The organism is Pseudomonas sp. CF161 (genome assembly GCF_000416215.1).
In the GTDB taxonomy this organism is placed as follows: domain Bacteria; phylum Pseudomonadota; class Gammaproteobacteria; order Pseudomonadales; family Pseudomonadaceae; genus Aquipseudomonas.
In genome coordinates this window covers 206,617-227,189 of record NZ_ATLP01000126.1, presented here as the reverse complement: position 1 = coordinate 227,189, position 20,573 = coordinate 206,617, and the positions used below count along the sequence as shown (strand labels likewise).

At 64.9% G+C, this 20,573-nt stretch carries 22 protein-coding genes; 9 read left to right on the top strand and 13 right to left on the bottom strand.

From position 1 onward, the window contains the following. Positions 1–18: 18 nt before the first annotated feature. From CF161_RS31270 to CF161_RS31235, 8 genes are all read right to left on the bottom strand, one after another. Positions 19–1,068, bottom strand: a complete 1,050-nt coding sequence (locus CF161_RS31270) for a branched-chain amino acid ABC transporter permease (RefSeq protein WP_020300645.1) — start codon at positions 1,066–1,068, stop codon at positions 19–21. 4 nt (positions 1,069–1,072) lie between these two features. Then, positions 1,073–1,954, bottom strand: coding sequence for a branched-chain amino acid ABC transporter permease (locus CF161_RS31265; RefSeq protein ID WP_020300644.1), 882 nt, complete (start codon positions 1,952–1,954; stop codon positions 1,073–1,075). Then, entirely contained in the window at positions 1,954–2,730 is a 777-nt protein-coding gene (locus CF161_RS31260; RefSeq protein ID WP_020300643.1) for an ABC transporter ATP-binding protein, read from the bottom strand. The genes CF161_RS31265 and CF161_RS31260 overlap by 1 nt, the downstream gene beginning before the upstream one ends. Further along, positions 2,727–3,716 carry an AMP-binding protein gene (locus CF161_RS31255; protein ID WP_020300642.1) on the bottom strand — a complete coding sequence of 330 codons (990 nt, stop codon included), beginning with the start codon at positions 3,714–3,716 and terminating at the stop codon, positions 2,727–2,729. The genes CF161_RS31260 and CF161_RS31255 overlap by 4 nt, the downstream gene beginning before the upstream one ends. Before the next feature lie 141 nt (positions 3,717–3,857). Continuing rightward, positions 3,858–5,255: an LLM class flavin-dependent oxidoreductase gene (locus CF161_RS31250; protein ID WP_020300641.1), complete on the bottom strand. Its 1,398-nt coding sequence runs from the start codon at positions 5,253–5,255 to the stop codon at positions 3,858–3,860. After that, positions 5,255–5,719: an acyl-CoA dehydrogenase gene (locus tag CF161_RS31245; RefSeq protein ID WP_020300640.1), complete on the bottom strand. Its 465-nt coding sequence runs from the start codon at positions 5,717–5,719 to the stop codon at positions 5,255–5,257. Before CF161_RS31245 ends, CF161_RS31250 begins: the two co-directional genes overlap by 1 nt. Positions 5,720–5,732: 13 nt before the next feature. Beyond that, positions 5,733–6,935 (bottom strand): SfnB family sulfur acquisition oxidoreductase, encoded by a 1,203-nt coding sequence (locus tag CF161_RS31240; protein WP_020300639.1) that lies wholly within the window; start codon positions 6,933–6,935, stop codon positions 5,733–5,735. A gap of 197 nt (positions 6,936–7,132) precedes the next feature. Further along, positions 7,133–7,696, bottom strand: coding sequence for a helix-turn-helix domain-containing protein (locus CF161_RS31235; RefSeq protein ID WP_020300638.1), 564 nt, complete (start codon positions 7,694–7,696; stop codon positions 7,133–7,135). Here CF161_RS31235 and CF161_RS31230 point away from each other — a divergent pair. Continuing rightward, complete coding sequence (locus tag CF161_RS31230; RefSeq protein WP_256206973.1) at positions 7,691–8,719, top strand: DMT family transporter; 1,029 nt, start codon at positions 7,691–7,693, stop codon at positions 8,717–8,719. The genes CF161_RS31235 and CF161_RS31230 overlap by 6 nt on opposite strands. Positions 8,720–8,723: 4 nt before the next feature. Here CF161_RS31230 and CF161_RS31225 read toward each other — a convergent pair whose 3' ends face one another. After that, complete coding sequence (locus CF161_RS31225; RefSeq protein WP_020300636.1) at positions 8,724–9,197, bottom strand: hypothetical protein; 474 nt, start codon at positions 9,195–9,197, stop codon at positions 8,724–8,726. A 244-nt stretch (positions 9,198–9,441) separates the two neighbouring features. Between CF161_RS31225 and CF161_RS31220 the strand changes: the two genes are divergently transcribed. From CF161_RS31220 to CF161_RS31195, 6 genes are read left to right on the top strand one after another with little or no spacing between them, the layout of a single operon-like run. After that, positions 9,442–12,357, top strand: coding sequence for a monovalent cation/H+ antiporter subunit A (locus tag CF161_RS31220; RefSeq protein ID WP_020300635.1), 2,916 nt, complete (start codon positions 9,442–9,444; stop codon positions 12,355–12,357). Further along, positions 12,357–12,701: a Na+/H+ antiporter subunit C gene (locus CF161_RS31215; RefSeq protein ID WP_003202835.1), complete on the top strand. Its 345-nt coding sequence runs from the start codon at positions 12,357–12,359 to the stop codon at positions 12,699–12,701. The genes CF161_RS31220 and CF161_RS31215 overlap by 1 nt, the downstream gene beginning before the upstream one ends. Further along, positions 12,698–14,383, top strand: coding sequence for a monovalent cation/H+ antiporter subunit D (locus CF161_RS31210; protein ID WP_020300634.1), 1,686 nt, complete (start codon positions 12,698–12,700; stop codon positions 14,381–14,383). Before CF161_RS31215 ends, CF161_RS31210 begins: the two co-directional genes overlap by 4 nt. Continuing rightward, the gene (locus CF161_RS31205) at positions 14,380–14,868 is read left to right on the top strand and encodes a Na+/H+ antiporter subunit E (RefSeq protein WP_020300633.1); all 489 of its coding nucleotides are present in this window, start codon (positions 14,380–14,382) and stop codon (positions 14,866–14,868) included. The genes CF161_RS31210 and CF161_RS31205 overlap by 4 nt, the downstream gene beginning before the upstream one ends. Then, positions 14,865–15,143, top strand: coding sequence for a K+/H+ antiporter subunit F (locus CF161_RS31200; RefSeq protein WP_020300632.1), 279 nt, complete (start codon positions 14,865–14,867; stop codon positions 15,141–15,143). Before CF161_RS31205 ends, CF161_RS31200 begins: the two co-directional genes overlap by 4 nt. Continuing rightward, the gene (locus CF161_RS31195; protein ID WP_020300631.1) at positions 15,140–15,508 is read left to right on the top strand and encodes a Na+/H+ antiporter subunit G; all 369 of its coding nucleotides are present in this window, start codon (positions 15,140–15,142) and stop codon (positions 15,506–15,508) included. The genes CF161_RS31200 and CF161_RS31195 overlap by 4 nt, the downstream gene beginning before the upstream one ends. Before the next feature lie 34 nt (positions 15,509–15,542). Here CF161_RS31195 and CF161_RS31190 read toward each other — a convergent pair whose 3' ends face one another. Continuing rightward, positions 15,543–15,980, bottom strand: a complete 438-nt coding sequence (locus CF161_RS31190; RefSeq protein ID WP_043231012.1) for a DUF3995 domain-containing protein — start codon at positions 15,978–15,980, stop codon at positions 15,543–15,545. Between the two features lie 96 nt (positions 15,981–16,076). On the opposite strand from CF161_RS31190, the gene CF161_RS31185 reads away from it, so the two are divergent. Together CF161_RS31185 and CF161_RS31180 are read left to right on the top strand one after the other, a co-directional pair. Next, a complete protein-coding gene (locus tag CF161_RS31185) occupies positions 16,077–16,463 on the top strand; it encodes a DUF2946 domain-containing protein (protein WP_020300629.1) in 387 nt (128 codons plus the stop codon). Positions 16,464–16,549: 86 nt separating this feature from the next. After that, positions 16,550–18,682: a TonB-dependent siderophore receptor gene (locus CF161_RS31180; RefSeq protein WP_020300628.1), complete on the top strand. Its 2,133-nt coding sequence runs from the start codon at positions 16,550–16,552 to the stop codon at positions 18,680–18,682. Positions 18,683–18,716: 34 nt separating this feature from the next. On the opposite strand, the gene CF161_RS31175 is transcribed toward CF161_RS31180, so the two are convergent. The 3 genes from CF161_RS31175 to CF161_RS31165 form a co-directional block, all read right to left on the bottom strand. After that, positions 18,717–19,727 carry an ABC transporter substrate-binding protein gene (locus CF161_RS31175; protein ID WP_020300627.1) on the bottom strand — a complete coding sequence of 337 codons (1,011 nt, stop codon included), beginning with the start codon at positions 19,725–19,727 and terminating at the stop codon, positions 18,717–18,719. Positions 19,728–19,846: 119 nt separating this feature from the next. Next, the gene (locus CF161_RS31170; protein WP_020300626.1) at positions 19,847–20,053 is read right to left on the bottom strand and encodes a hypothetical protein; all 207 of its coding nucleotides are present in this window, start codon (positions 20,051–20,053) and stop codon (positions 19,847–19,849) included. Beyond that, positions 20,050–20,520, bottom strand: a complete 471-nt coding sequence (locus CF161_RS31165; protein WP_371106562.1) for a hypothetical protein — start codon at positions 20,518–20,520, stop codon at positions 20,050–20,052. The genes CF161_RS31170 and CF161_RS31165 overlap by 4 nt, the downstream gene beginning before the upstream one ends. Between the last annotated feature and the right edge of the window lie 53 nt (positions 20,521–20,573).

Sequence of the window (20,573 nt, the reverse complement as noted above, 5' to 3'; positions counted from 1 at the left end):
GGTTGAACGGGATGGGGGTCAGAAGCGCAGCGGCCAGTGCGCCAGCCGTTGCCTGAAGTTGCCGAGCAGGCGGATCAGGCCCTCGGGCTCCTTGATCAGGAACACGATGATCAGCACGCCGAAGATGATTTTCTGCAGGTTCTGCAACTGCCCGGCATCCACCGCGCCGCCGAACAGCGCCTGCCCGGCGTGGCTGAGGAAGATCGGCAGCAGGCTGATAAAGGCCGCGCCGACGAAGTTGCCGGCGATGCTGCCCATGCCGCCGATAATGATGATGAACAGGATCTGGAACGAACGATTGATATCAAAGCTGCCGGCGCTGGCCGTGCCCAGGTAGGCAAAGGCCCAGAGCGCGCCGGCGATCCCCAGGTAGAACGAGCTGACGGCAAACGCCAGGCGCTTGTAGCGCACCACGCCGATGCCGATGACCGCGGCGGCGGTGTCCATGTCGCGGATCGCCATCCAGTTGCGGCCGATCTGGCTGTTCACCAGGTTGCGCGCCACCCAGGTCAGCAGCAGCACCGTGACCAGGGTCAGCAGGTAGCGCCCGAGCGGGGTATTGAGGTCATGGCCGAACAGGCTCAGGCTCGGCGCCGAGATGGTCCCCGATGAGCCGTAGTTGTAGAACCAGGGGAATTTGACGAACAGCCACTCCAGGAAAAACTGCGCCGCCAGGGTGGTGACCATCAGGTAAAAACCCTTGATCCGCGAACTGGGCAGGCCAAACAACACCCCCACCACCGCGCTGATCAGGCCACCGCCCAGCAGCGCCAGCGGCAGGCCCAGCTCCGGCAGGCGCAGCAGAAAGCCGTAGCTGGCAAAGGCCCCGACCGCCATGAACCCCGCGGCCCCGACCGACGTCTGGCCGGTGTAGCCGGTGAGCAGGTTGAGCCCCAGGCCAGCCAGGGACAGCACCAGGAACGGAATCAGGATCGCGTTCAGCCAATAGTCGTTGCCCAGCAGCGGCACCGCGCCAAAGGCCAGCAGCAACAGGCCGATCAGGCCCCAGGGCAGGCGGCGCTGGACTAGCAGCACCGGCGCCGAGGAATGCAACAAAGTCAGGGACATGAATTCACACTCGCTCGATGGCGCGTTCGCCGAACAGGCCGGCGGGACGGATATAAAGGAAGGCCAGGGCCAGCGCGTAGGCGAACCAGGGGGTGATGCCGCCGCCGATCAGCGGGCCGATATAGACCTCGGCCAGGTTCTCGGCGGCGCCGACGATCAGGCCGCCGACAATCGCCCCGCCAATGGAGGTGAAGCCGCCGATGATCAGCACCGGCAAGGCCTTGAGCACCACCAGCGACAGCGAGAACTGCACCCCCTGGCGCGCGCCCCAGAGCAGGCCGGCCACCAGCCCGACCACCCCGGCCACCGCCCAGACGATCTGCCAGATGCGGTTGAGGTTGATGCCGATGGACAAGGCCGCGGTGGTGTCGTCGGCCACCGCCCGCAGCGACACGCCGATGCGGGTCTTGTTGAACAGCAGCGCCAGCACGGTCACCAGCACGATGGCGGTCGCTGCCGCGATCAGGTCGAACTGGCTGAGCATCAGCGGCCCGAGAAACAGCGGCACGTCGTCGATGCCCAGGTCCAGGGCCCGGACCTGGGAGCCCATCAGCCCCTGGGCCAGGCCCTCGATGATGAACGACAGGCCGAGGGTCGCCATGAACAGGGTGATCTGCGAACGGTTGACCAGCGGCCGCAGCACCAGACGCTCGATGAGCAAGGCGCCGACAATCATCACCAGCACCGTCAGCAGCAAGGCCACGGCAAAGGGCACGCCCTGTTCGTGCAGGCTGACAAAGGTCAGCGCGGCGAACAGCAGCATGGCGCCCTGGGCGAAATTGAACACTCCGCTGGCCTTGTAGATCAGCACGAAGCCGATGGCCACCAGGGAATACATGGTGCCGGCCAGTAGGCCGCCGAGCAGGGTTTCGAGAAAAAAATTCATCAGTGCACCACTCCCAGGTAAGCCGCGATCACCTCCGGATTGGCCTGCACTTCGGCCGGGGTACCGTCGCCGACCTTGCGCCCGTAATCGAGCACCACCACATGGTCGGACAAACCCATGACCACGCTCATGTCGTGCTCGATCAGGACCACGGTGGTGCCCAGGTCGCGGTTGATATCGGCGATAAAGCGCGCCATTTCCTGCTTCTCCTCGGCGTTCATCCCGGCCATGGGTTCATCCAGCAGCAACAGGCTGGGCTCGGCGATCAGCGCCCGCCCCAGCTCCACGCGCTTTTGCAGGCCGTAGGACAGGTTGCCCACCAGCACGTCGCGCTGGGCCTGCAATTCAAGAAATTCCAGGATGCCCTGGGCCCGTTGGCGGAACGCCTCGGCCTCGCGCCGCGCCCGGGGCAGGCCCAGGGCGTGTTCGATAAAGCTGACGCGCATGTGTCGCGACAGCCCGGTGAGGATGTTGTCGATCACGCTCATCTTCTTGAACAGCGCGTTGTTCTGGAAGGTGCGGCCAATGCCACGGCGCGCGGCGCCCAGCGGGTCGATGCGCTTGAACGCCTGCTGGTTGAAGACGATGGCCCCGGCGTCGAAGCGGTACACGCCGTTCAACACATTGAGCAGGGAGCTTTTGCCGGCACCGTTGGGGCCGATCAGGGCGCAGATCTCTCCACGCCGGACGTCGAAGGACAGTTCATTGATCGCCTTGACCCCCTTGAACGACAGGGAGATGGCGCTGACCTGCAAGATGCAATCGGTTGGGCTCATGCGATGTTCCGTTTGAATTCGGCCAGCCAGATCGGCGCCGAGGCTGGCGCGGCCTGGCTCGGGGCTTGCCAGATAAAGTCCAGGCGCTGGAAGCCGAGCAGGCGCCGCACGCGGTTTTTCAACAGCCGGGCCAGGCGGTGCTCGGGGTGGGCCAGTGCCCATTCGCAGAGTTGCCGGCGCCAGCTGAGGGGCGGCGCCAGGCGATTTTCGATGTCGTCGGCCAGGCGTTGCAGGCGCTCGGCGGACAGCAGCAAGCCGCTGGGGGCCACGTCGCGGCGGTCGCGGCCGGCACTGCCACGGCTTTCGGGGAACGCCAGGCTGTGGCCGCTGCTCAACCATTGTTCGAGCACCACCTTGAGCCCGTCCTGCCACTGGGTGCCCTCCTCGCTCCACAACTGCGCGGCGGCCACCGGCTGGCGCCAGTAGACCTGGCGCTGCGGGGCTTCGCTGGCGCCGAGCAATGCAGCGAACTCCACCAGCGGTTGCGGTGCATCCGCCGGCAGGCGCGGCACCTGCTGGTTGCTGATCAGCACCAAAGGCGTTGGCGCTTGTTGCGCCGCCGCCAGCCATTGCCGCAATTGCTGGCGCGAATGCACCAGGGCATGGCTCGGTTGCAAGCGCCACAAGGCTTGGCGCAGGGCCTCGGGCCCGAGTTCGTCACCCAGGCTCAACACCTGGGCGCCGATGCTCTGGGCCGCCAGGGCCAGCAGCAACAGGTTGGGCTCGAACGCACCGCTCAGGGCCAGCCGCGACTGCTCGCTGAAGCCCTGCTGGCGCAGGCCGTCGGCCAGGCGCTCGACATCGCGCAGGGCGTCGATCCAGCGCCAGGCGTACCACTGGCCATGACGTTTGTGGCGCAGCGCGGTTTGCAGCGGGCTGACCTGGGCCCAGTGCCGCAGTTGCTCCAGGGCCTGGGGCAGGCTCAGCCGCCCGTCAGCGGCCAACGGCTCGGCAACGGGCGGACGTTTCAGTTCATGCACGCTCATGGGCTTACCTCGTATGGCTAAAGCGTGCGGTGGTCCGCTGGCTGGGGGTTGGGTGGATCAAATCCGTGGCCGCGGCCGTCAGGCTCGGGCCGCGTTCGGACGCTGGCCCTCAAGCGCGGCGACCATCCGCCTGATGCAGCCTCATGCCGTTTTTTGCGCAGCCGCGCGTTGCCCGCCCAGGTCGCGCCAGGCGCTGCCGGGGTGGATCTCGGGCAAGCGCGGGCCGGCGCCGAAGAGTTTTTCGCGCAGGGTTCCGGGGGCGTATTCGGTCTTGTACACGCCGCGCTTCTGCAACTCCGGCACCAGCAATTCCACGGCGTCGACAAAGGTCTCGTGGGTCAGGGCATAGGCCAGGTTGAAGCCATCGACATCGGTGTCTTCGACCCATTCCTGCAACAGGTCGGCGACCGTCTCCGGGCTGCCGACGAACAACGGGCCAAAACCGCCGATCCCCACCCAGTCCGCCAACTCATGGGGGGTCCACACCTTGTTCGGGTCCGCCGTGGAAAACGCCTCGACCGCCGACTGGATGGCGTTGGTGTGCACATGTTTAAGCGGTTCATCGGGCTTGAACTGGCTGAAATCGATACCGGTCCAGCCCGAGATCAGGGCCATCGCCCCCTCATAGCTGACCCAGGATTTGTACTCTTCGAACTTGGCCTTGGCCTTGGCATCGGTCTCGCCGAGGATCACCGTCTGCAGGTTGAAAATCAGGATCTTCGACGGATCACGCCCGGCCTCGGCGGCGCGGCGGCGAATATCGGCCACGGTCTTTTTCAGCAGCACCTTGGACGGCGCGGCAACAAACACGCATTCGGCGTGCTCGGCGGCAAACTGCTTGCCCCGGCTCGACGCCCCGGCCTGGTACAGCACCGGCGTGCGCTGCGGCGAGGGCTCGCACAGGTGGATGCCGGGCACCTGGAAGTGTTTACCGAAGTGCTGGATCTCGTGGATCTTGCTCGGGTCGCTGAAAATCCGCCGCTCGCGGTCACGCAGGATCGCCCCGTCTTCCCAGCTGCCTTCCCAGAGCTTGTAGCAGACCTCCAGGTATTCCTCGGCAAAGTCATAACGCGCGTCGTGCTCGGTCTGGGTCTTCTGCCCCAGGTTCTTGGCCCCACTTTCCAGGTAGGAGGTGACGATGTTCCAGCCGGCTCGGCCCTTGGTCAGGTGGTCCAGGGTCGACAGGCGCCGGGCGAAGGGATACGGGTGCTCGAACGACAGCGACGCGGTCAAGCCAAAACCCAGGTGCTCGGTCACCAGCGCCATCGGCGGGATCAACTGCAACGGGTCGTTCACCGGGACCTGGGTCGCCTGGCGGATCGCCGCGTCGCCGTTGCCGTTGTAGACGTCATAGATGCCCAGCACGTCGGCGATAAACAGACCGTCGAACTTGCCGCGTTCGAGAATCCTGGCCAGGTCGGTCCAGTATTCAAGGTCCTTGTATTGCCACGAGCGGTCGCGCGGGTGCGCCCACAGGCCCGGGGATTGATGGCCGACGCAGTTCATGTCGAAGGCGTTGAGGCGAATTTCACGGGACATCAAACAGCACTCCTGAGGCTCGGTGGCAGCACGCCATTGAGGCGGTAGTTGCCGATCAACTGATATTTCCAGCGCAGCGGGTCATTCAGGGCCGCCAACTGCGGGCTGCGTTGCCCGGTCAATTCGAATTCGGCGTTGCTCGCGGCCAGCAGCGCTTCGGCACTGGCGATCGCCGCCTCGGCCTGGGCCACGCTGACCTCGGCCGGGTCCTGGGCCGCGTTGCGCAGGGCTTCGGCCCGTTCGTGCAAGGCCGCCGCGACTTCGATGCGGATCTGCAGGTCGCCGAAACGGCTGATCACATAGGGGTCGTCGCTGGCCTTGGCCAGGCCGCTGCCGGCCCAGGGCTGGGCCTGTTCGCGGACGAACAGCAGGGTCTGCTGCAACAGTTGGCGGGCGCGTTCCAGGTCATTGCCGCTGCGGGCCAGGGACGGCTGGGCGGCAGCGGTTTGGGTCAATGCGTTCATGAGCGAAGTCCTTTTAGTTCCAGGCGTGGCGGGCAGGCTTGACGCCGTTGAGCAGGAAGTTGCCGATCAGGTGGTACTTCCAGCGCGCCGGGTCATGCAGGGTGTGGGTGCGCGCGTTGCGCCAGTAACGGTCGAGGTTGTATTTACCGAGCACCGAGCGGGTCCCGGCCAGTTCGAACAATTTGCTGCTGGCGAGCAAGGCGCTTTCGGCCGACAGCACCTTGGCCTGGGCCACCACCACCGAGGCGTGGGCCACGCTGTCTTCATTGGGGTTGAGCAAGGCCTGGTCGATGGCGCGCCCGGCTTTTTCGAGGATCGCCTCGGTGCCGTGGACGCGCCATTCCAGGTCGCCAATGGCGGCGATGGTGAACGGGTCCTGCCAGCCATGGTCCAGGCCGCTGTCGATCCAGGGCCGCGACTGACGGGCGTAGTGTTTGGTTTCTTCAAGGGCGCCGACGGCGATGCCGGTATCCACGGCGGCCTGGATGATCTGCGAAATCGGCCCGTCGGCCGTGGGCTCATCGAAGGCGCGATGGGCCGGGATCACCGCGCTCAGCGGCACCCGTACCGCGTTCAGGGTCACGCCGCCGCTGGCGGTGGTGCGCTGGCCGAAGCCGTCCCAGCTGTCGATCACTGTCAGGCCGGGGTTGTCGCGCTCGATAAAGGCGATAAACGCCTGGTTCTGCTCGTTCACCGCCACCGCCGGCACGATATGGGCGAACAGCGCGCCGGTGCAGTAGAACTTCTCGCCGTCGATCTGCGCGCCGTCAGCGTCGAAGCGGATCGTGGTTTCAAAGGCCCCGGCGTTTTTGCTCTTGGCTTCGGAGAAGGCATTGCCGAAGCGAACGCCCTGCAGCACCTTGCCGAAGTAGTAGCGCTTCTGCTCTTCGCTGGCGGTTTGCAGCAGGATGTCGAGCACGCCCAGGTGGTTCTGCGGGATTTGCCCCAGGGACGAGTCGACCGCGGAAATGATCTTGATCACTTCGGCCACCGTGACGTAGGACACCCCCGCGCCGCCGTATTCCCTGGGAATGGTGATGCCCCACAAGCCGCTGGCGGAAAACTCGTCGAGTTCGGCGACCGGCAGGCGCCGCTCGCGATCACGCACGCTGGCATCGACCGCAAAGCGCTCGGCCAGCTCCCGGGCGATGCTGATCGCCTCGGCGTCCGTGCGAATGATATGGGCGGTTCGAGTGGGTTGGGCAGAGGCTGTCATGGGCCGACTCCAAGTCCTGAATGAATGCGCCAGGCCCGTGGCGGACCTGTGTTTCAGGACTTATTGCAGAAGTCGTGCCGAAGTGTAAAAGCCTTGTTTATCAGCCCCTTAATCAACAATCAGAGAACTGACATCCATTCAAAACAGGCAAAGTGTTCAAGCACTGTTGGCTGGCCAACAGTTGCCCTGGCATCAGTTCAGACCACCACATTGCGCACGAAGCGCGTGGCCAGCGGGCCGTCATTGCGATAGGCGTGGGGCACGTGGCTGGCGAACATGAAGAACTCGCCGGTCTCGATCCGCCGCTCCGTATCGCCCAGCACCAGGGTCAGGCAGCCCTCGAACACATAGATCTGTTCGCTCCAGCCTTCGGCATCGCATTGCGACTGATAGAGCTCGCCCGGCTCCAGGCGCCATTCCCAGAGTTCCACCTCACGGGTGGCCACGGCCTTGGCCAGCAGCATCGCCGTGCTGCCGGGGATGGTCCCGGCCCAGGCCAGCTCATTGATGCGGCTCGGGTCGCGCACCTCCGGGGCCTGGATCAGGTCGCTGAACGCGACCCCCAGGGCCGCGGCCACCCGGTCGAGGGTGCCCAGGCTGACGTTTTTCTCGCCGGCCTCGATGGCCACCAGCATCCGCCGGCTGACATCGGACTGCTCCGCGAGGACGCTCTGGCTCAGCCCGGCGGCGTGGCGCAGGCGGCGCACATTGAGGCTGACATGTTGCAGGACCGAAGCCCGCTGGCCGGATTCTTTGTGCACTATATTGCTCACTTAGTGGGATTGCGCAGTATACTGCCCGCATTTCGGCGCATTGTGCGTTCCACTCCCCCTGTACGCAAGGTCATGACTCCGGTGAACTCCCGCAAAACCTTCCTCAAACTGAGCAAAGCCGAATGCGTGCTGGTGCTGATCACCATGATCTGGGGCGGCACCTTCCTGATGGTGCAGCACGCCATGACCGTGAGCGGGCCGATGTTTTTCGTCGGCCTGCGCTTTGCCGCCGGCGCAATCATCGTCGCGCTGTTTTCTCTGCGCAGCCTGCGGGGCCTGACCTGGTTCGAACTCAAGGCAGGAACCTTCATCGGCACCGCGATCATGCTCGGCTACGGCTTGCAGACCATCGGCCTGCAGACCATTCCCAGCAGCCAGTCGGCCTTTATCACCGCGCTCTACGTGCCTTTTGTACCGCTGCTGCAATGGCTGTTCATGGGCAAGCGCCCGGGGCTGATGCCGAGCATCGGCATCATGCTGGCCTTTGCCGGGCTGATGCTGCTGTCGGGGCCCAACGGCGCTTCGCTGGATTTCAGCCCCGGGGAAATCGCCACCCTGATCAGCACCGTGGCGATTGCCGCAGAAATCATCCTGATCAGTAGCTACGCCGGCCAGGTCGATGTGCGCCGGGTCACCGTGGTGCAACTGGCGGCGACCTCATTGCTGGCGTTCCTGATGGTGGTGCCGACCCAGGAAAGCCTGCCGTCGTTTTCCTGGCTGCTGCTGGCCAGCGCCCTGGGCCTGGGCGCGGCCAGCGCGGCGATCCAGGTGGCGATGAACTGGGCGCAGAAAAGCGTCTCGCCGACCCGCGCCACCCTGATCTATGCCGGCGAACCGGTCTGGGCCGGGCTGGTCGGACGCATCGCCGGCGAACGGCTGCCGGCCCTGGCCCTGGTCGGCGGGGCGCTGATCGTGGCGGCGGTGATCATCAGCGAGCTGAAAACCAAGGGCCGTGCCGACGCGGTGCCTGAGGCGGATGAGCAGGACCAGACGCTGGAATCGCGCCAGTAAGCGGCTACTTGGGCAGGGAACGCAGGATGGCGCTCAGGTCCTGACGCGTGACCTGACCGGCGCGCACGGCCTGGACGATATCGTCGCGGGTCATCGGGGGGCGCGGGATCGGTGCATCCGGGTTGTCCAGGTCAACGTTGTACAGCCAGGTGGGCGCCCCCAGCGTGGGGCCGTGCTCCAGGTCTGCCGGCACCTCTTCATGGGCAAACGCACCCTTGTGATAGAAGTACGCCAGGTAGCGGACGTGCCCTTCGGCAAAGCCGGTGTCCTGGAACAGCAGCGTGCCCGGCGGCAGCGCGTACACGTTGTCGTCCTCCAGCGGGCCGGCGATCAGCAGGGGCTCAAGGGTCTTGATCTTCAGCATCCCCAGGCTCGGCGAGCTGGCGATAAAGCCGAACCACAGGTTTACGAGCAACCCCAGGATGATCACCAGCAGCACGACGATCAGGGTCTTGTGGCGGTAGGTTGTGGAAGTCATGGGGAGTCTGCAGGGTCCTTTGCAAGCCTGGGGTCGGCGCGGGCGCCACAATAGCATTTGGCGATGGCCGCAGGTCACCGACGGTGTCGGGTAAATGGCCACGGTTTTTGGGCAGGTGTCGGGTTTGTCCCCTACTTTGAAACCTGATGTAACTAGTTTTGTAGGATCCTGGCACAGCTTGACGTTTGGTGATCCGGGGTCCGGCACGTATCATTCGTCAGAATTCTCCGCAGATTAGAAGCCTATGTCCCTGATAGTTCTATTGCTTCTACCTTTTATTGGAAGCTGTGTAGCGGCCTTGCTGCCGCACAATGCACGTAACACCGAATCCCTGTTGGCCGGCCTTGTTGCCTTGGCCGGGACCATTCAAGTAGCCCTTTTGTATCCCCAGATCGCCCATGGCGGAGTGATCCGCGAGGAGTTCATGTGGCTGCCCAGCCTGGGCCTGAACTTCGTCCTGCGCATGGACGGTTTTGCCTGGCTGTTTTCCATTCTGGTATTGGGCATCGGCACCCTGGTGTCGCTTTACGCCCGTTACTACATGTCGCCGGAAGACCCGGTGCCGCGCTTCTTTGCGTTTTTCCTGGCGTTCATGGGCGCCATGCTGGGCTTGGTGATTTCCGGCAACCTGATCCAGATCGTGTTTTTCTGGGAACTGACCAGCCTCTTCTCGTTCCTGCTGATCGGCTATTGGCACCACCGCTCCGACGCCCGCCGTGGCGCCTATATGGCGCTGATGGTGACCGGCGCGGGCGGCTTGTGCCTGCTGGCGGGGGTCATGCTGCTCGGCCATGTCGTCGGCAGCTACGACCTGGATCAGGTGCTGGCCGCTGGCGACCTGATTCGAGCCCATGCCCTGTACCCCGTCCTGTTGCCGCTGATCCTGATCGGCGCCCTGAGTAAAAGCGCACAATTCCCCTTCCACTTCTGGCTGCCCCACGCCATGGCCGCACCGACCCCGGTCTCGGCCTACCTGCACTCGGCGACCATGGTCAAGGCCGGGGTGTTTCTGCTGGCGCGGCTCTGGCCGGCGCTTTCCGGCAGTGAAGAATGGTTCTGGATCGTCGGCGGCGCCGGTGCCTGCACCCTGGTGCTGGGCGCGTATTGCGCGATGTTCCAGAACGACCTCAAAGGCCTGCTGGCCTACTCCACCATCAGCCACCTGGGCCTGATCACCCTGCTACTGGGCCTGAACAGCCCACTGGCCGCCGTGGCGGCGGTGTTTCATATCCTCAACCACGCCACCTTCAAGGCCTCCCTGTTCATGGCCGCCGGGATCATCGACCACGAGAGCGGCACGCGGGATATCCGCAAGCTCAACGGCCTGATCAAGCTGATGCCGTTCACCGCGACCCTGGCCATGGTGGCCAGTGCCTCCATGGCCGGGGTGCCGCTGCTCAACGGTTTCCTGTCCAAGGAAATGTTCTTCGCCGAAACCGTGTTCATCAACTCCACCGCCTGGGTCGAAACCGCCCTGCCGGTGATCGCCACCATCGCCGGGACCTTCAGCGTCGCCTATGCCCTGCGCTTTACCGTCGACGTGTTCTTTGGCGAGCCGGCCACCGACCTGCCCCACACCCCGCACGAGCCGCCGCGCTGGATGCGCGCGCCGGTGGAACTGCTGGTGTTCACCTGCCTGCTGGTGGGGATCTTCCCGGCGCAGATCGTCGGTCCGCTGCTGGCCGCTGCGGCCTTGCCGGTGGTGGGCGGGGTGCTGCCCGAGTACAGCCTGGCGATCTGGCACGGCCTGAATGCGCCGATGATCATGAGCCTGATCGCCATGTCCGGCGGCATCGTGCTTTACCTGCTGCTGCGCAAGCAGCTGCACCTGGGACGCTTCGCCTACCCGCCACTGACGGGCGCACTCAACGGCAAGCGCCTGTTCGAACGCAGCCTGGTGAGCATGATGCGCCTGGCCCGGCGCCTGGAGCGCTGGATCAGCACCCGGCGCCTGCAGACCCAACTGTTCCTGCTGGTATTGACCGCCGTACTGCTGGGCCTGATCCCGATGCTCCACAGCAGCCTGACCTGGGGCGACCGGCCGAAGATCCCAGGCTCGGTGGTGTTCGTCACCCTGTGGCTGCTGGCAATTGCCTGCGCCCTGGGCGCCGCCTGGCAAGCCAAGTACCACCGACTGGCAGCCCTGACCATGGTCAGCGTCTGCGGCCTGATGACCTGCGTGACCTTCGTCTGGTTCTCGGCGCCAGACCTGGCCCTGACCCAACTGGTGGTCGAAGTGGTGACCACGGTCCTGATTCTGCTCGGCCTGCGCTGGCTGCCACGGCGGATCGAAGACGTCTCGCCACTGCCCAGCAGCGTGCCCAAGGCGCGTATCCGCCGCCTGCGCGACCTGGCGCTGTCGACCGCCGTCGGCCTCGGCATGGCGGTGCTCTCCTACGCCATGCTGACGCGCCAGACACCCAATGACATTTCCTCGTTCTATCTCAGCCGCGCCTTGCCCGAAGGCGGTGGCAGCAATGTGGTGAACGTGATGCTGGTGGACTTCCGGGGCTTCGACACCCTGGGTGAAATCACCGTGCTGGTGGCCGTGGCCCTGACCGTGTTCGCCCTGCTGCGACGCTTCCGCCCGCCCAAGGAAAGCATGCAACTGCCGGCCCAGCAGCGCCTGCTGGCACCGGACGTGGTCACCGACCTGGTCAACCCGCGCCAGGCCAGCGATACCGCCCTGGGCTTCATGATGGTGCCAGCGGTGCTGGTGCGCCTGCTGCTGCCGGTGGCCCTGGTGGTGTCGTTCTACCTGTTCATGCGCGGGCACAATCAGCCCGGCGGCGGTTTCGTCGCCGGCCTGGTGATGTCGGTGGCGTTCATCCTGCAATACATGGTCGCCGGCACCCAATGGGTCGAGGCGCAGATGAGCCTGCGGCCGTTGCGCTGGATGGGCACCGGACTGCTGTTCGCCACGGTCACGGGCCTGGGGGCCATGGCCTTCGGCTATCCGTTCCTGACCACCCACACCCTGCACCTGAGCGTGCCGGTGCTGGGGGATATCCATATCGCCAGCGCGCTGTTCTTCGACATCGGGGTCTACGCGGTGGTGGTCGGTTCGACCCTGCTGATCCTCACTGCCCTGGCGCACCAATCGGTGCGGGCCCACAAGCCGAACCAGATCAAAGCCCTGCCCAAGCCTGGAGCCGCCTGATGGAAGAAGTCATCGCAATCGCCATCGGCGTCCTGGCCGCCTCCGGAGTCTGGCTGGTCCTGCGCCCGCGGACCTTCCAGGTGGTGATGGGCCTGTGCCTGCTGTCCTACGGGGTCAACCTGTTTATCTTCAGCATGGGCAGCCTGTTCATCGGCAAGGAGCCGATCATCAAGGACGGCGTGCCACAGGACCTGCTGCACTACACCGACCCGCTGCCCCAGGCGCTGGTCCTCACCGCTATCGTCATCAGTTTCGCCATGACCGCGCTGTTCCTGGTGGTGCTCCTGGCGTCGCGAGGCCTGACCGGCACCGACCACGTGGATGGCCGGGAGCCTAAAGAATGAACCTGATGCCGCACCTGATAGCCGCCCCCATCCTGCTGCCGTTGCTGACGGCCGCGATCATGCTGATGCTTGGCGAGAAACATCGCCCGCTCAAGGCCCGGATCAACCTGTTTTCAAGCATGGTCGGCCTGGGCATTTCCGTGCTTTTGCTGTACTGGACCCAGCAACAAGGCGTGCCCGGATCGATCGGCGTGTACCTGCCGGGCAACTGGCAGGTGCCGTTCGGCATCGTGCTGGTGGTCGATCGCCTGTCAGCGCTGATGCTGGTGCTGACCGGGATCATCGGCGTCAGCGCCCTGCTGTTCGCCATGGCTCGCTGGGACCGCGCCGGGGCCAGCTTCCACGCGCTGTTCCAGATCCAGCTGATGGGCCTCTACGGGGCCTTCCTGACCGCCGACCTGTTCAACCTGTTCGTGTTTTTCGAAGTGCTGCTGGCAGCCTCCTACGGCTTGATGCTGCACGGTTCGGGGCGCGCCCGGGTCTCGTCGGGCTTGCACTACATCGCCATCAACCTCCTGGCTTCGTCGCTGTTCCTGATCGGCGCGGCGCTGATCTACGGCGTCACCGGGACCCTGAACATGGCCGATCTGGCGCTGAAGATCCCGCTGGTGCCGGAGGCCGACCGTGGCCTGCTGCATGCCGGCGCGGCGATCCTCGCCACCGCGTTCCTGGCCAAGGCCGGGATGTGGCCGCTGAACTTCTGGCTGGTGCCGGCCTACTCCTCGGCCAGCGCGCCAGTGGCGGCGATGTTCGCGATCATGACCAAGGTCGGCGTCTACACCCTGCTGCGCCTGTGGACCCTGCTGTTTTCCGGGCAAGCCGGGGCGTCGGCGTACTTTGGCGGCGAGTGGCTGATCTACGGCGGCATGGCGACGATTGCCTGCGCGGCCCTGGCGATTCTCGCCGCCCAGCGCCTGGAACGCATGGCCAGCCTGAGCATCCTGGTCTCGGCCGGGATCCTGCTGTCGGCCGTGGGTTTCGCCGAGCCACGATTGATCGCCGGGGCGCTGGTGTACCTGGTCAGTTCCACCCTGGCCCTGAGTGCGCTGTTCCTGCTGGCGGAATTGATCGAACGCTCGCGCTCGGCCAATGAAATCCCCCTGGAGGATGAAGTCGAAGTCCTGCCCCGACCGCTGGAATCCCTGCAACCGCCACGGGGCACCAACCTCGATGACGAGCAAAAAGCCGTGGTCGGCCAGGTCATCCCCTGGACCATGGCCTTCCTCGGCCTGAGCTTTATCGCCTGCGCCCTGCTGATCATCGGCATGCCGCCGCTGTCGGGCTTTATCGGCAAGCTGAGCCTGATCAGCGCCCTGCTCAACCCCCAAGGCCTGGGCGTTGCCAGCGAGCAGCCGATCAGCCTCGCGGCCTGGGGCTTGCTGGCGTTGCTGATCCTCTCGGGGCTGGCCTCGCTGATCGCCTTTTCGCGGGTTGGTATCCAGCGCTTCTGGACTCCCGAGGAGCGGCCTTCGCCCCTGCTGCGTCGCTTTGAATGCGTGCCGATCATCGCCCTGCTGGGGCTGAGCGTGTTGCTGACGTTCAAGGCCGAGCCGCTGCTGCGCTTCACCCAGGCCACTGCCGACAGCCTCAACAACCCGCAGCAATACGTGATGGCGGTGCTGGGCACCCGCGCCGTGCCCAGCCCTGAAGCCCGGGCCGCAGCGCTGGAGGTGCAGCCATGAAGCGCATCTTCCCCGCCCCCTGGCTGTCCCTGGCGCTGTGGCTGCTGTGGCTGCTGCTCAACCTGTCCCTGAGCCCGGGCAACCTGTTGCTGGGGGCAATCCTGGGTTTCGCCGCGCCCTTGCTGATGCGCCCGTTGCGACCGTTGCCAATCCGCATTCGCCGGCCCATGACCATCCTGCGCCTGTTCCTGCTGGTGGGCCGCGATGTGGTGCTGTCCAACCTGGCGGTGGCCTGGAGCGTGCTGAATGCCGGACGCCGGCCGCCACGCTCGAAGTTCGTCAAGATCCCCCTGGACCTGCGCGATGCCAACGGCCTGGCGGCGCTGTCGACCATCACCACGGTGGTGCCGGGTACGGTCTGGTCGGAGTTGTCCCTGGACCGCAGCATCCTGCTGCTGCACGTGTTCGACCTGGACGACGAAGCGCAATTCATCGAGCACTTCAAGAGCGCCTATGAGCGGCCACTGATGGAGATCTTCGAATGAGCGCCCTCCTCTCCAATGCCATCCTGTTCAGCCTGTTCCTGTTTTCGGTGGCCATGGTCCTGACCCTGGTCCGCCTGTTCAGGGGCCCTTCGGCCCAGGACCGGGTCCTGGCTCTGGATTACCTGTACATCCTGGCGATGCTGATGATGCTGGTGCTGGGCATCCGCTACGCCAGTGATACCTACTTCGAGGCGGCGCTGCTGATCGCGTTGCTCGGGTTTGTCGGCTCCTTCGCCCTGGCGAAATTCCTTCTGCGTGGCGAGGTGATCGAATGAATGGCCTGGTTGAATTGTCGCCCTGGGTCGAAATCCCCGTGGCGATCCTGCTGGTGCTCAGCAGCCTGTTCGCCCTGATCGGCGCGGTGGGCATGCTGCGCATGAAGGACTATTTCCAGCGCATGCACCCGCCGGCGCTGGCCACCACCCTGGGTTCCTGGGCCGTGGCGCTGGCGTCGATCATCTATTTTTCGGCGCTCAAGTCCGGCCCGGTGTTGCATGCCTGGCTGATCCCGATCCTGCTGGCGATCACCGTGCCGGTGACCACCCTGCTGCTGGCTCGCGCCGCGCTGTTTCGCAAGCGCATGGCCGGGCACGATGTACCGGCCGAAGTCAGCAGCAAGCGCAGCGAGAGCGGTAACTGAAGACCGGTGGCGTCGGAATGGCAACCGCGTTGCCTCAGTTCCACGCCACCACCAGCAGGCCAGCCCCCAGTGCCACGCACAGCGGCGAATAGACCAGGCTGTCGAGCCGGGCGAAGCGCGACGGACTGGGCTCCTTGAAAAAGCCCACCAGGCTCGAATCGCCAATGGCACGGGCGAACATCAACAGCGCAATCGCACTGATCAACCACTGCAACCACGGCTGGCCCAGCAGCGGCAGAAACAGCCCGACCCGCAGGCACACCAGCAGCGCAATCAACAACAACCCCAGGGCCACCAGCGCGGTGATCCATGCCGCCGGCCGGAACGCCGGCTGCCACTGGCCCGGTATCGCACCCGCCACATGGGGCACCACCGCCTCGCTGCCAAGCTGCCCGCCCAGGGCCCAGTACAGGTGAACCAAGGCGATCAGGATCAAAACCGTGGCTGTTCCTTGCGCGACCAAAAGGCTCATGCTCAGACATCCCTGACAAAAATGTCGCTGAAGAATGGACTGCCCGAGACGTTTTTGTAAGTGCTTTCAGTCGCACCGATGGTAAAGTGCCGCCCCATGAAACTTGCCCGAACCGACCGCTCACTGCTGGCCTGGATGCTCTATTGCTGCGTCCTGTTCAACGTGTTCGCCTGCAGCATTGGCCACGGGCAAATGGTCGGCATGCAACTCAACGGCATCGGCGGCCAGTTCTGTGCGGTCGACCCGCAGACCCAGGCACCGAGCCCGATCAGCCCCGGCGACGAGTCGCTGCCGACCCTGTCCAAGGCTTTCGGTTGCCCGCTGTGCTCCAGTGGCGGCATGGGCCCGGCCCTCAACTCCAGCCTGACCCTGGCGATCCTGCCGGAGCAGCACAGCCCGCCCCCGGCGCCGATCGCCAGCGCTGAAATCCCCACCCGCTTCCTCTGGCCCACGGCCCACCCGCGCGCCCCTCCTGTCGCCTGACTCTTTCGCTCGACCACCTGCCCACTGCGCCAACGCGTGGCGTTCGGCCGTGGGCTGATTCCTAGCCAAGAATTCAGGATACATCGATGAAACACCTTCCTTTGCTGGCCGGCCTGTTCGGCTGCCTGTCCGCCAACGCCTGGGCGCAAGCCAGCCTCGACCTGGCCCCCATCACCATCGACGGCGAACAGGAGGCCGAACCGGGCCTGGCCCTCGACCAACCCGGCGGCATCGCTTCGCGCCTGGGCCTGAGCCTGCGGCAGACCCCGGCCTCGGTGGCCGTGGCCAATCGCAGCGATATGCAGCGCCACGGCGCCCGGACCTTCCAGGACGCGGCCAACAGCCTGCCCGGGGTCAATGCCAGCGCGCCGCCGGGCTTTGGCGGATTTGTCTCCTACCGCGGATTCAGCAACAGCCAGATCACCCAGATGTTCAACGGCATCAATGTCTCCAGTGGCCTGGCGCGGCCGGTGGATGCCTGGATCTACGACCGGGTCGAGCTGCTTGGTGGCCCGGCGTCCCTGGTCAATGGCGCAGGCTCGGTGGGCGGCTCGCTGAACTACGTGAGCAAACTGGCCAACCGCCAGGAACAGGCGGCCGAGGGCCGGATCAGCTACGCCACCTACGACACCACCCAGACCGCCTTCGGCCTCAACCATGCCCTCAGCGACGCGGGCGCCGAGGTCCAGCACTACGCGCGCCTGGACCTGAGCCACAACACCAGCAATGGCTATATCGACCGCCAGCAGGGCGACGCCTGGAGCCTGGCGTTTTCCCTGCTCAGCGACCTGACCCCGGACCTGTCCCACACCCTGGCCCTGGAGTACCAGGACGAGCACCAGGACAGCCCCTACTGGGGCACCCCGGTGCTCAACCCCAAGGCCGGCGAGCTGAAGATCGACAAGCACAACCGCTTCAACAACTACAACGTCGCGGACGGTCGCTACGAGCAGCGCACGATCTGGGTGCGGTCGATCATCGACTACCGGCTCAACGACAGCACCAGCCTGCGCAACACCCTCTACCACCTGGACAGCCAGCGCGACTACCGCAACCTGGAGACCTACCAGTACAACGCCGACAACAGCCGGGTGAATCGCTCCACCGCCTATCAGGTGCGGCACCAGGGCGAGCAGAACGGCAACCAGTTCGAGTTGCGCCACGAGGGCCAGCTGTTGGGCCTCGACAGCACCTGGTCCGGCGGCTTCGAGTACAAGGTCAACCGCACCACCAATTCGCCGCTCAACGTCAAGGCCGCCAACAGTGTCGATCCCGACAACTACTTGCCCGGGCACTTCTATGATCTGCCACAGACCCGTCAGGGCTTTGTCGCCGACAAGACCAATGAGGTCACGACCCGGGCGCTGTTCGCCGAGAACCGCCTGGCGCTGACCGAGCGCCTGGCACTGATCAGCGGCCTGCGCTACGACGCGATCGAACTGGACCTGACCAACCACCGTGAAGTCACGCCCAGCAACCCGCGCCACCTCACGCGACGCTGGGAGCCGGTCACCGGGCGCCTCGGCCTGACCTACCAGTTCATCCCCACTGCCAACGTCTACGTGCTGTACAGCACGGCCGCCGAACAGCCCAATGGCACCCAGAACTTTGACGTATCGACCGGCAAGCAATGGGAAATCGGCAGTAAATTCGACTACCTGGACGGCCGGGGCTCGGCCACGCTGGCGGCCTACCGCATCGAACGCCAGGACTTTTCGGTGACCGACCCGCAGGATCCAAGCAACAGTATTGCGGTGGGCCAGCAGCGTTCGCGGGGCGTGGAACTGGCCAGCTCGCTGCGCCTGAGCCCCAACCTGCTGCTGGAGGGCAACTTCGCCTGGGTCGATGCCCGGTATGACGAGTTCAACGAGAAAGATGCCGCCGGCAACGTGGTCTCGCGCAAGGGCAATACCCCGGTCAACGTGCCGGACCGGGTGGGCAACCTGTGGCTGACCTATGACCTGACCGCGCGCTGGCAAACCGGGGTCGATGCGCGGTATGTGGCCTCGGTGTTCGCTGACAACGCCAACACCCTCACCGTGCCGTCCTACACGCTGTATGGGAGTTTCCTAACCTACAAGGTCGACTCACATACCAGCATCACCGGGCGCATACGCAACCTCACCAACCAGGTCTACGCCGAGTACGCCCACGTCTCCCCGGCCTACTACCTGGGCACCCCGCGCACCTTTGAACTGGCGGTGCAGACCCGCTTCTGAGCCATCACTGCCCTGTCACCAACCCGCCGCCGGCCTACAGCGCGGCGGCAACCTTGTCGGCAATGTCCTTGGGCAGCCAGGCGCGCCACAGGTCCGGGTGTTGCTTGAGGAACGCCTGGGCCGCCTGGCGTGGATCGCCGTGCTTTTCACTCATCTCGGCCAGGGCCTTGTTCAGGGGCTCGATGGGCAGGGTGACCTTGCTGAAGGCCTCGGCGATCTGCGGGTACTGCTGCTTGAAGGGCGCAGACACCCCAATCGACAGCTTCGAGGCCAGGGAACGGGTGGGTTTGGGATTAGGGTTATCGGCGTCGGTCAGGGTCTTCCAGGCCTCGGCGTCGAAGGCCGGCTCTTCCAGCTGCACCAGCTTGAAGCGACCGATCAGCGGGGTCGGCGACCAGTAATAGAACAGCACCGGCTTGCCACGGCGGATCGACGAGCTGATCTCCGCATCCAGGGCCGCGCCGGAACCGCTGCGGAAATTCACATAGCTGTCAGCCAGGCCATAGGCCTTGAGCTTCTGCTGGTTGACCACTTCCGAGGTCCAGCCGATGGGGCTATTGAGAAAGCGTCCCTTGTCCGGGCTCTCCGGGTCCTTGAACACGTCCTTGTAGCGCGGCAGGTCACTGACGCTGCGCAGGTCCGGCGCCAGAGGCTTGATGCCGCGGGCCGGGTCGCCCTTGATCACGTACTCGGGCACCCACCAGCCTTCGGTGGCGCCCTTGACCGTATCGCCCAGGGCCAGGACCTTGCCCTCGGCCTCGGCCTTGACCCATACCGGGCTGCGTCCGGCCCACTCCTCGCCGATGACCTGGATATCGTTATTGGCCAGGGCGGTTTCTAGGGTAATGGTGGTGCCCGGCAAGGTGTCGGTGGGCAGGCCATACCCGGTCTCGACCAGGGTGCGCAGGATCTCGGTGATCAGGCTGCCGCTTTCCCAGTTCAGGTCGGCGAAATGGATCGGCGCCTGCGCGGCCGTGGCTGGCAGCCCCAGCACCGAGCCGAATGTGAACAACGTACCGACCAGCAGCGCTCGAAGCCCCTTCATGCCTGTGCACCCCGTGCTTTCACAGCATTAGCAGAATGGTCTTCCAGCACAGAGCCGGAAGCCTCTGAATATTCAGTCAACAGACTGTAGTAGAGGTTCCGGTTTTCGAAGCCTGGCGGCTATTTTTCGGTGGGGGCCTGCAACTGCTGGAGTTCGCGACGCACCATGCTGGCGTAGGGCGCCGGACGCAGGTTGTACAGTTGTGCCGCCACCCAGTTCAGCCAGGCGCCTTGCAGCACGGCCTTTTGCGCGAACAGGCGCTGGGCTTCGGCGCGGGCGAGTTCCTGGTGCTGCTGATGAAACTCGGCGCGACTGGCGCTCGTCACTCGCTGGCCTTGAAGGTCACCAGTTCACCCTTGCGCCATTTGGCGGCCTTGCCGGTCACGGCCTTCAGGGTCTTGGTCAGGCCTTCCTGCAGTTGTTCGTGGGCGGCGAACACCATGACCACGGTGTGGCCTTCCTTGAACAGGATCCCGTGCCCGTCGGCGCTGGTCACAAAGGCGTATTCGCCCAGCCCGTAGACGGTGATCTTGATTTCACGAAACTTGATCTCGAACTTGCCGCCTTCGCGGCTGGGCAACACTGCCGCGCGAAAATGATCGCCGACCTTGAGTTCCAGGCGCTGTTTATCGTCAACCACCAGGGCCGATTCGGTGTCGATTTCGGCGATGTAAATGCCTTCGGCGGTTTGCTCGGTGATGTACACAAAACGGGACTGAAACTGCTTCACCAGCTTTGCGCGCAAATCACCCAACACGAACAAAGCATGCATCTCAAGATTACTTACTGCCAAGGAAAGCTCCCCAACGCAAAAGATAAAGTGCCCCGCAGGAAAAACGGGCAGCA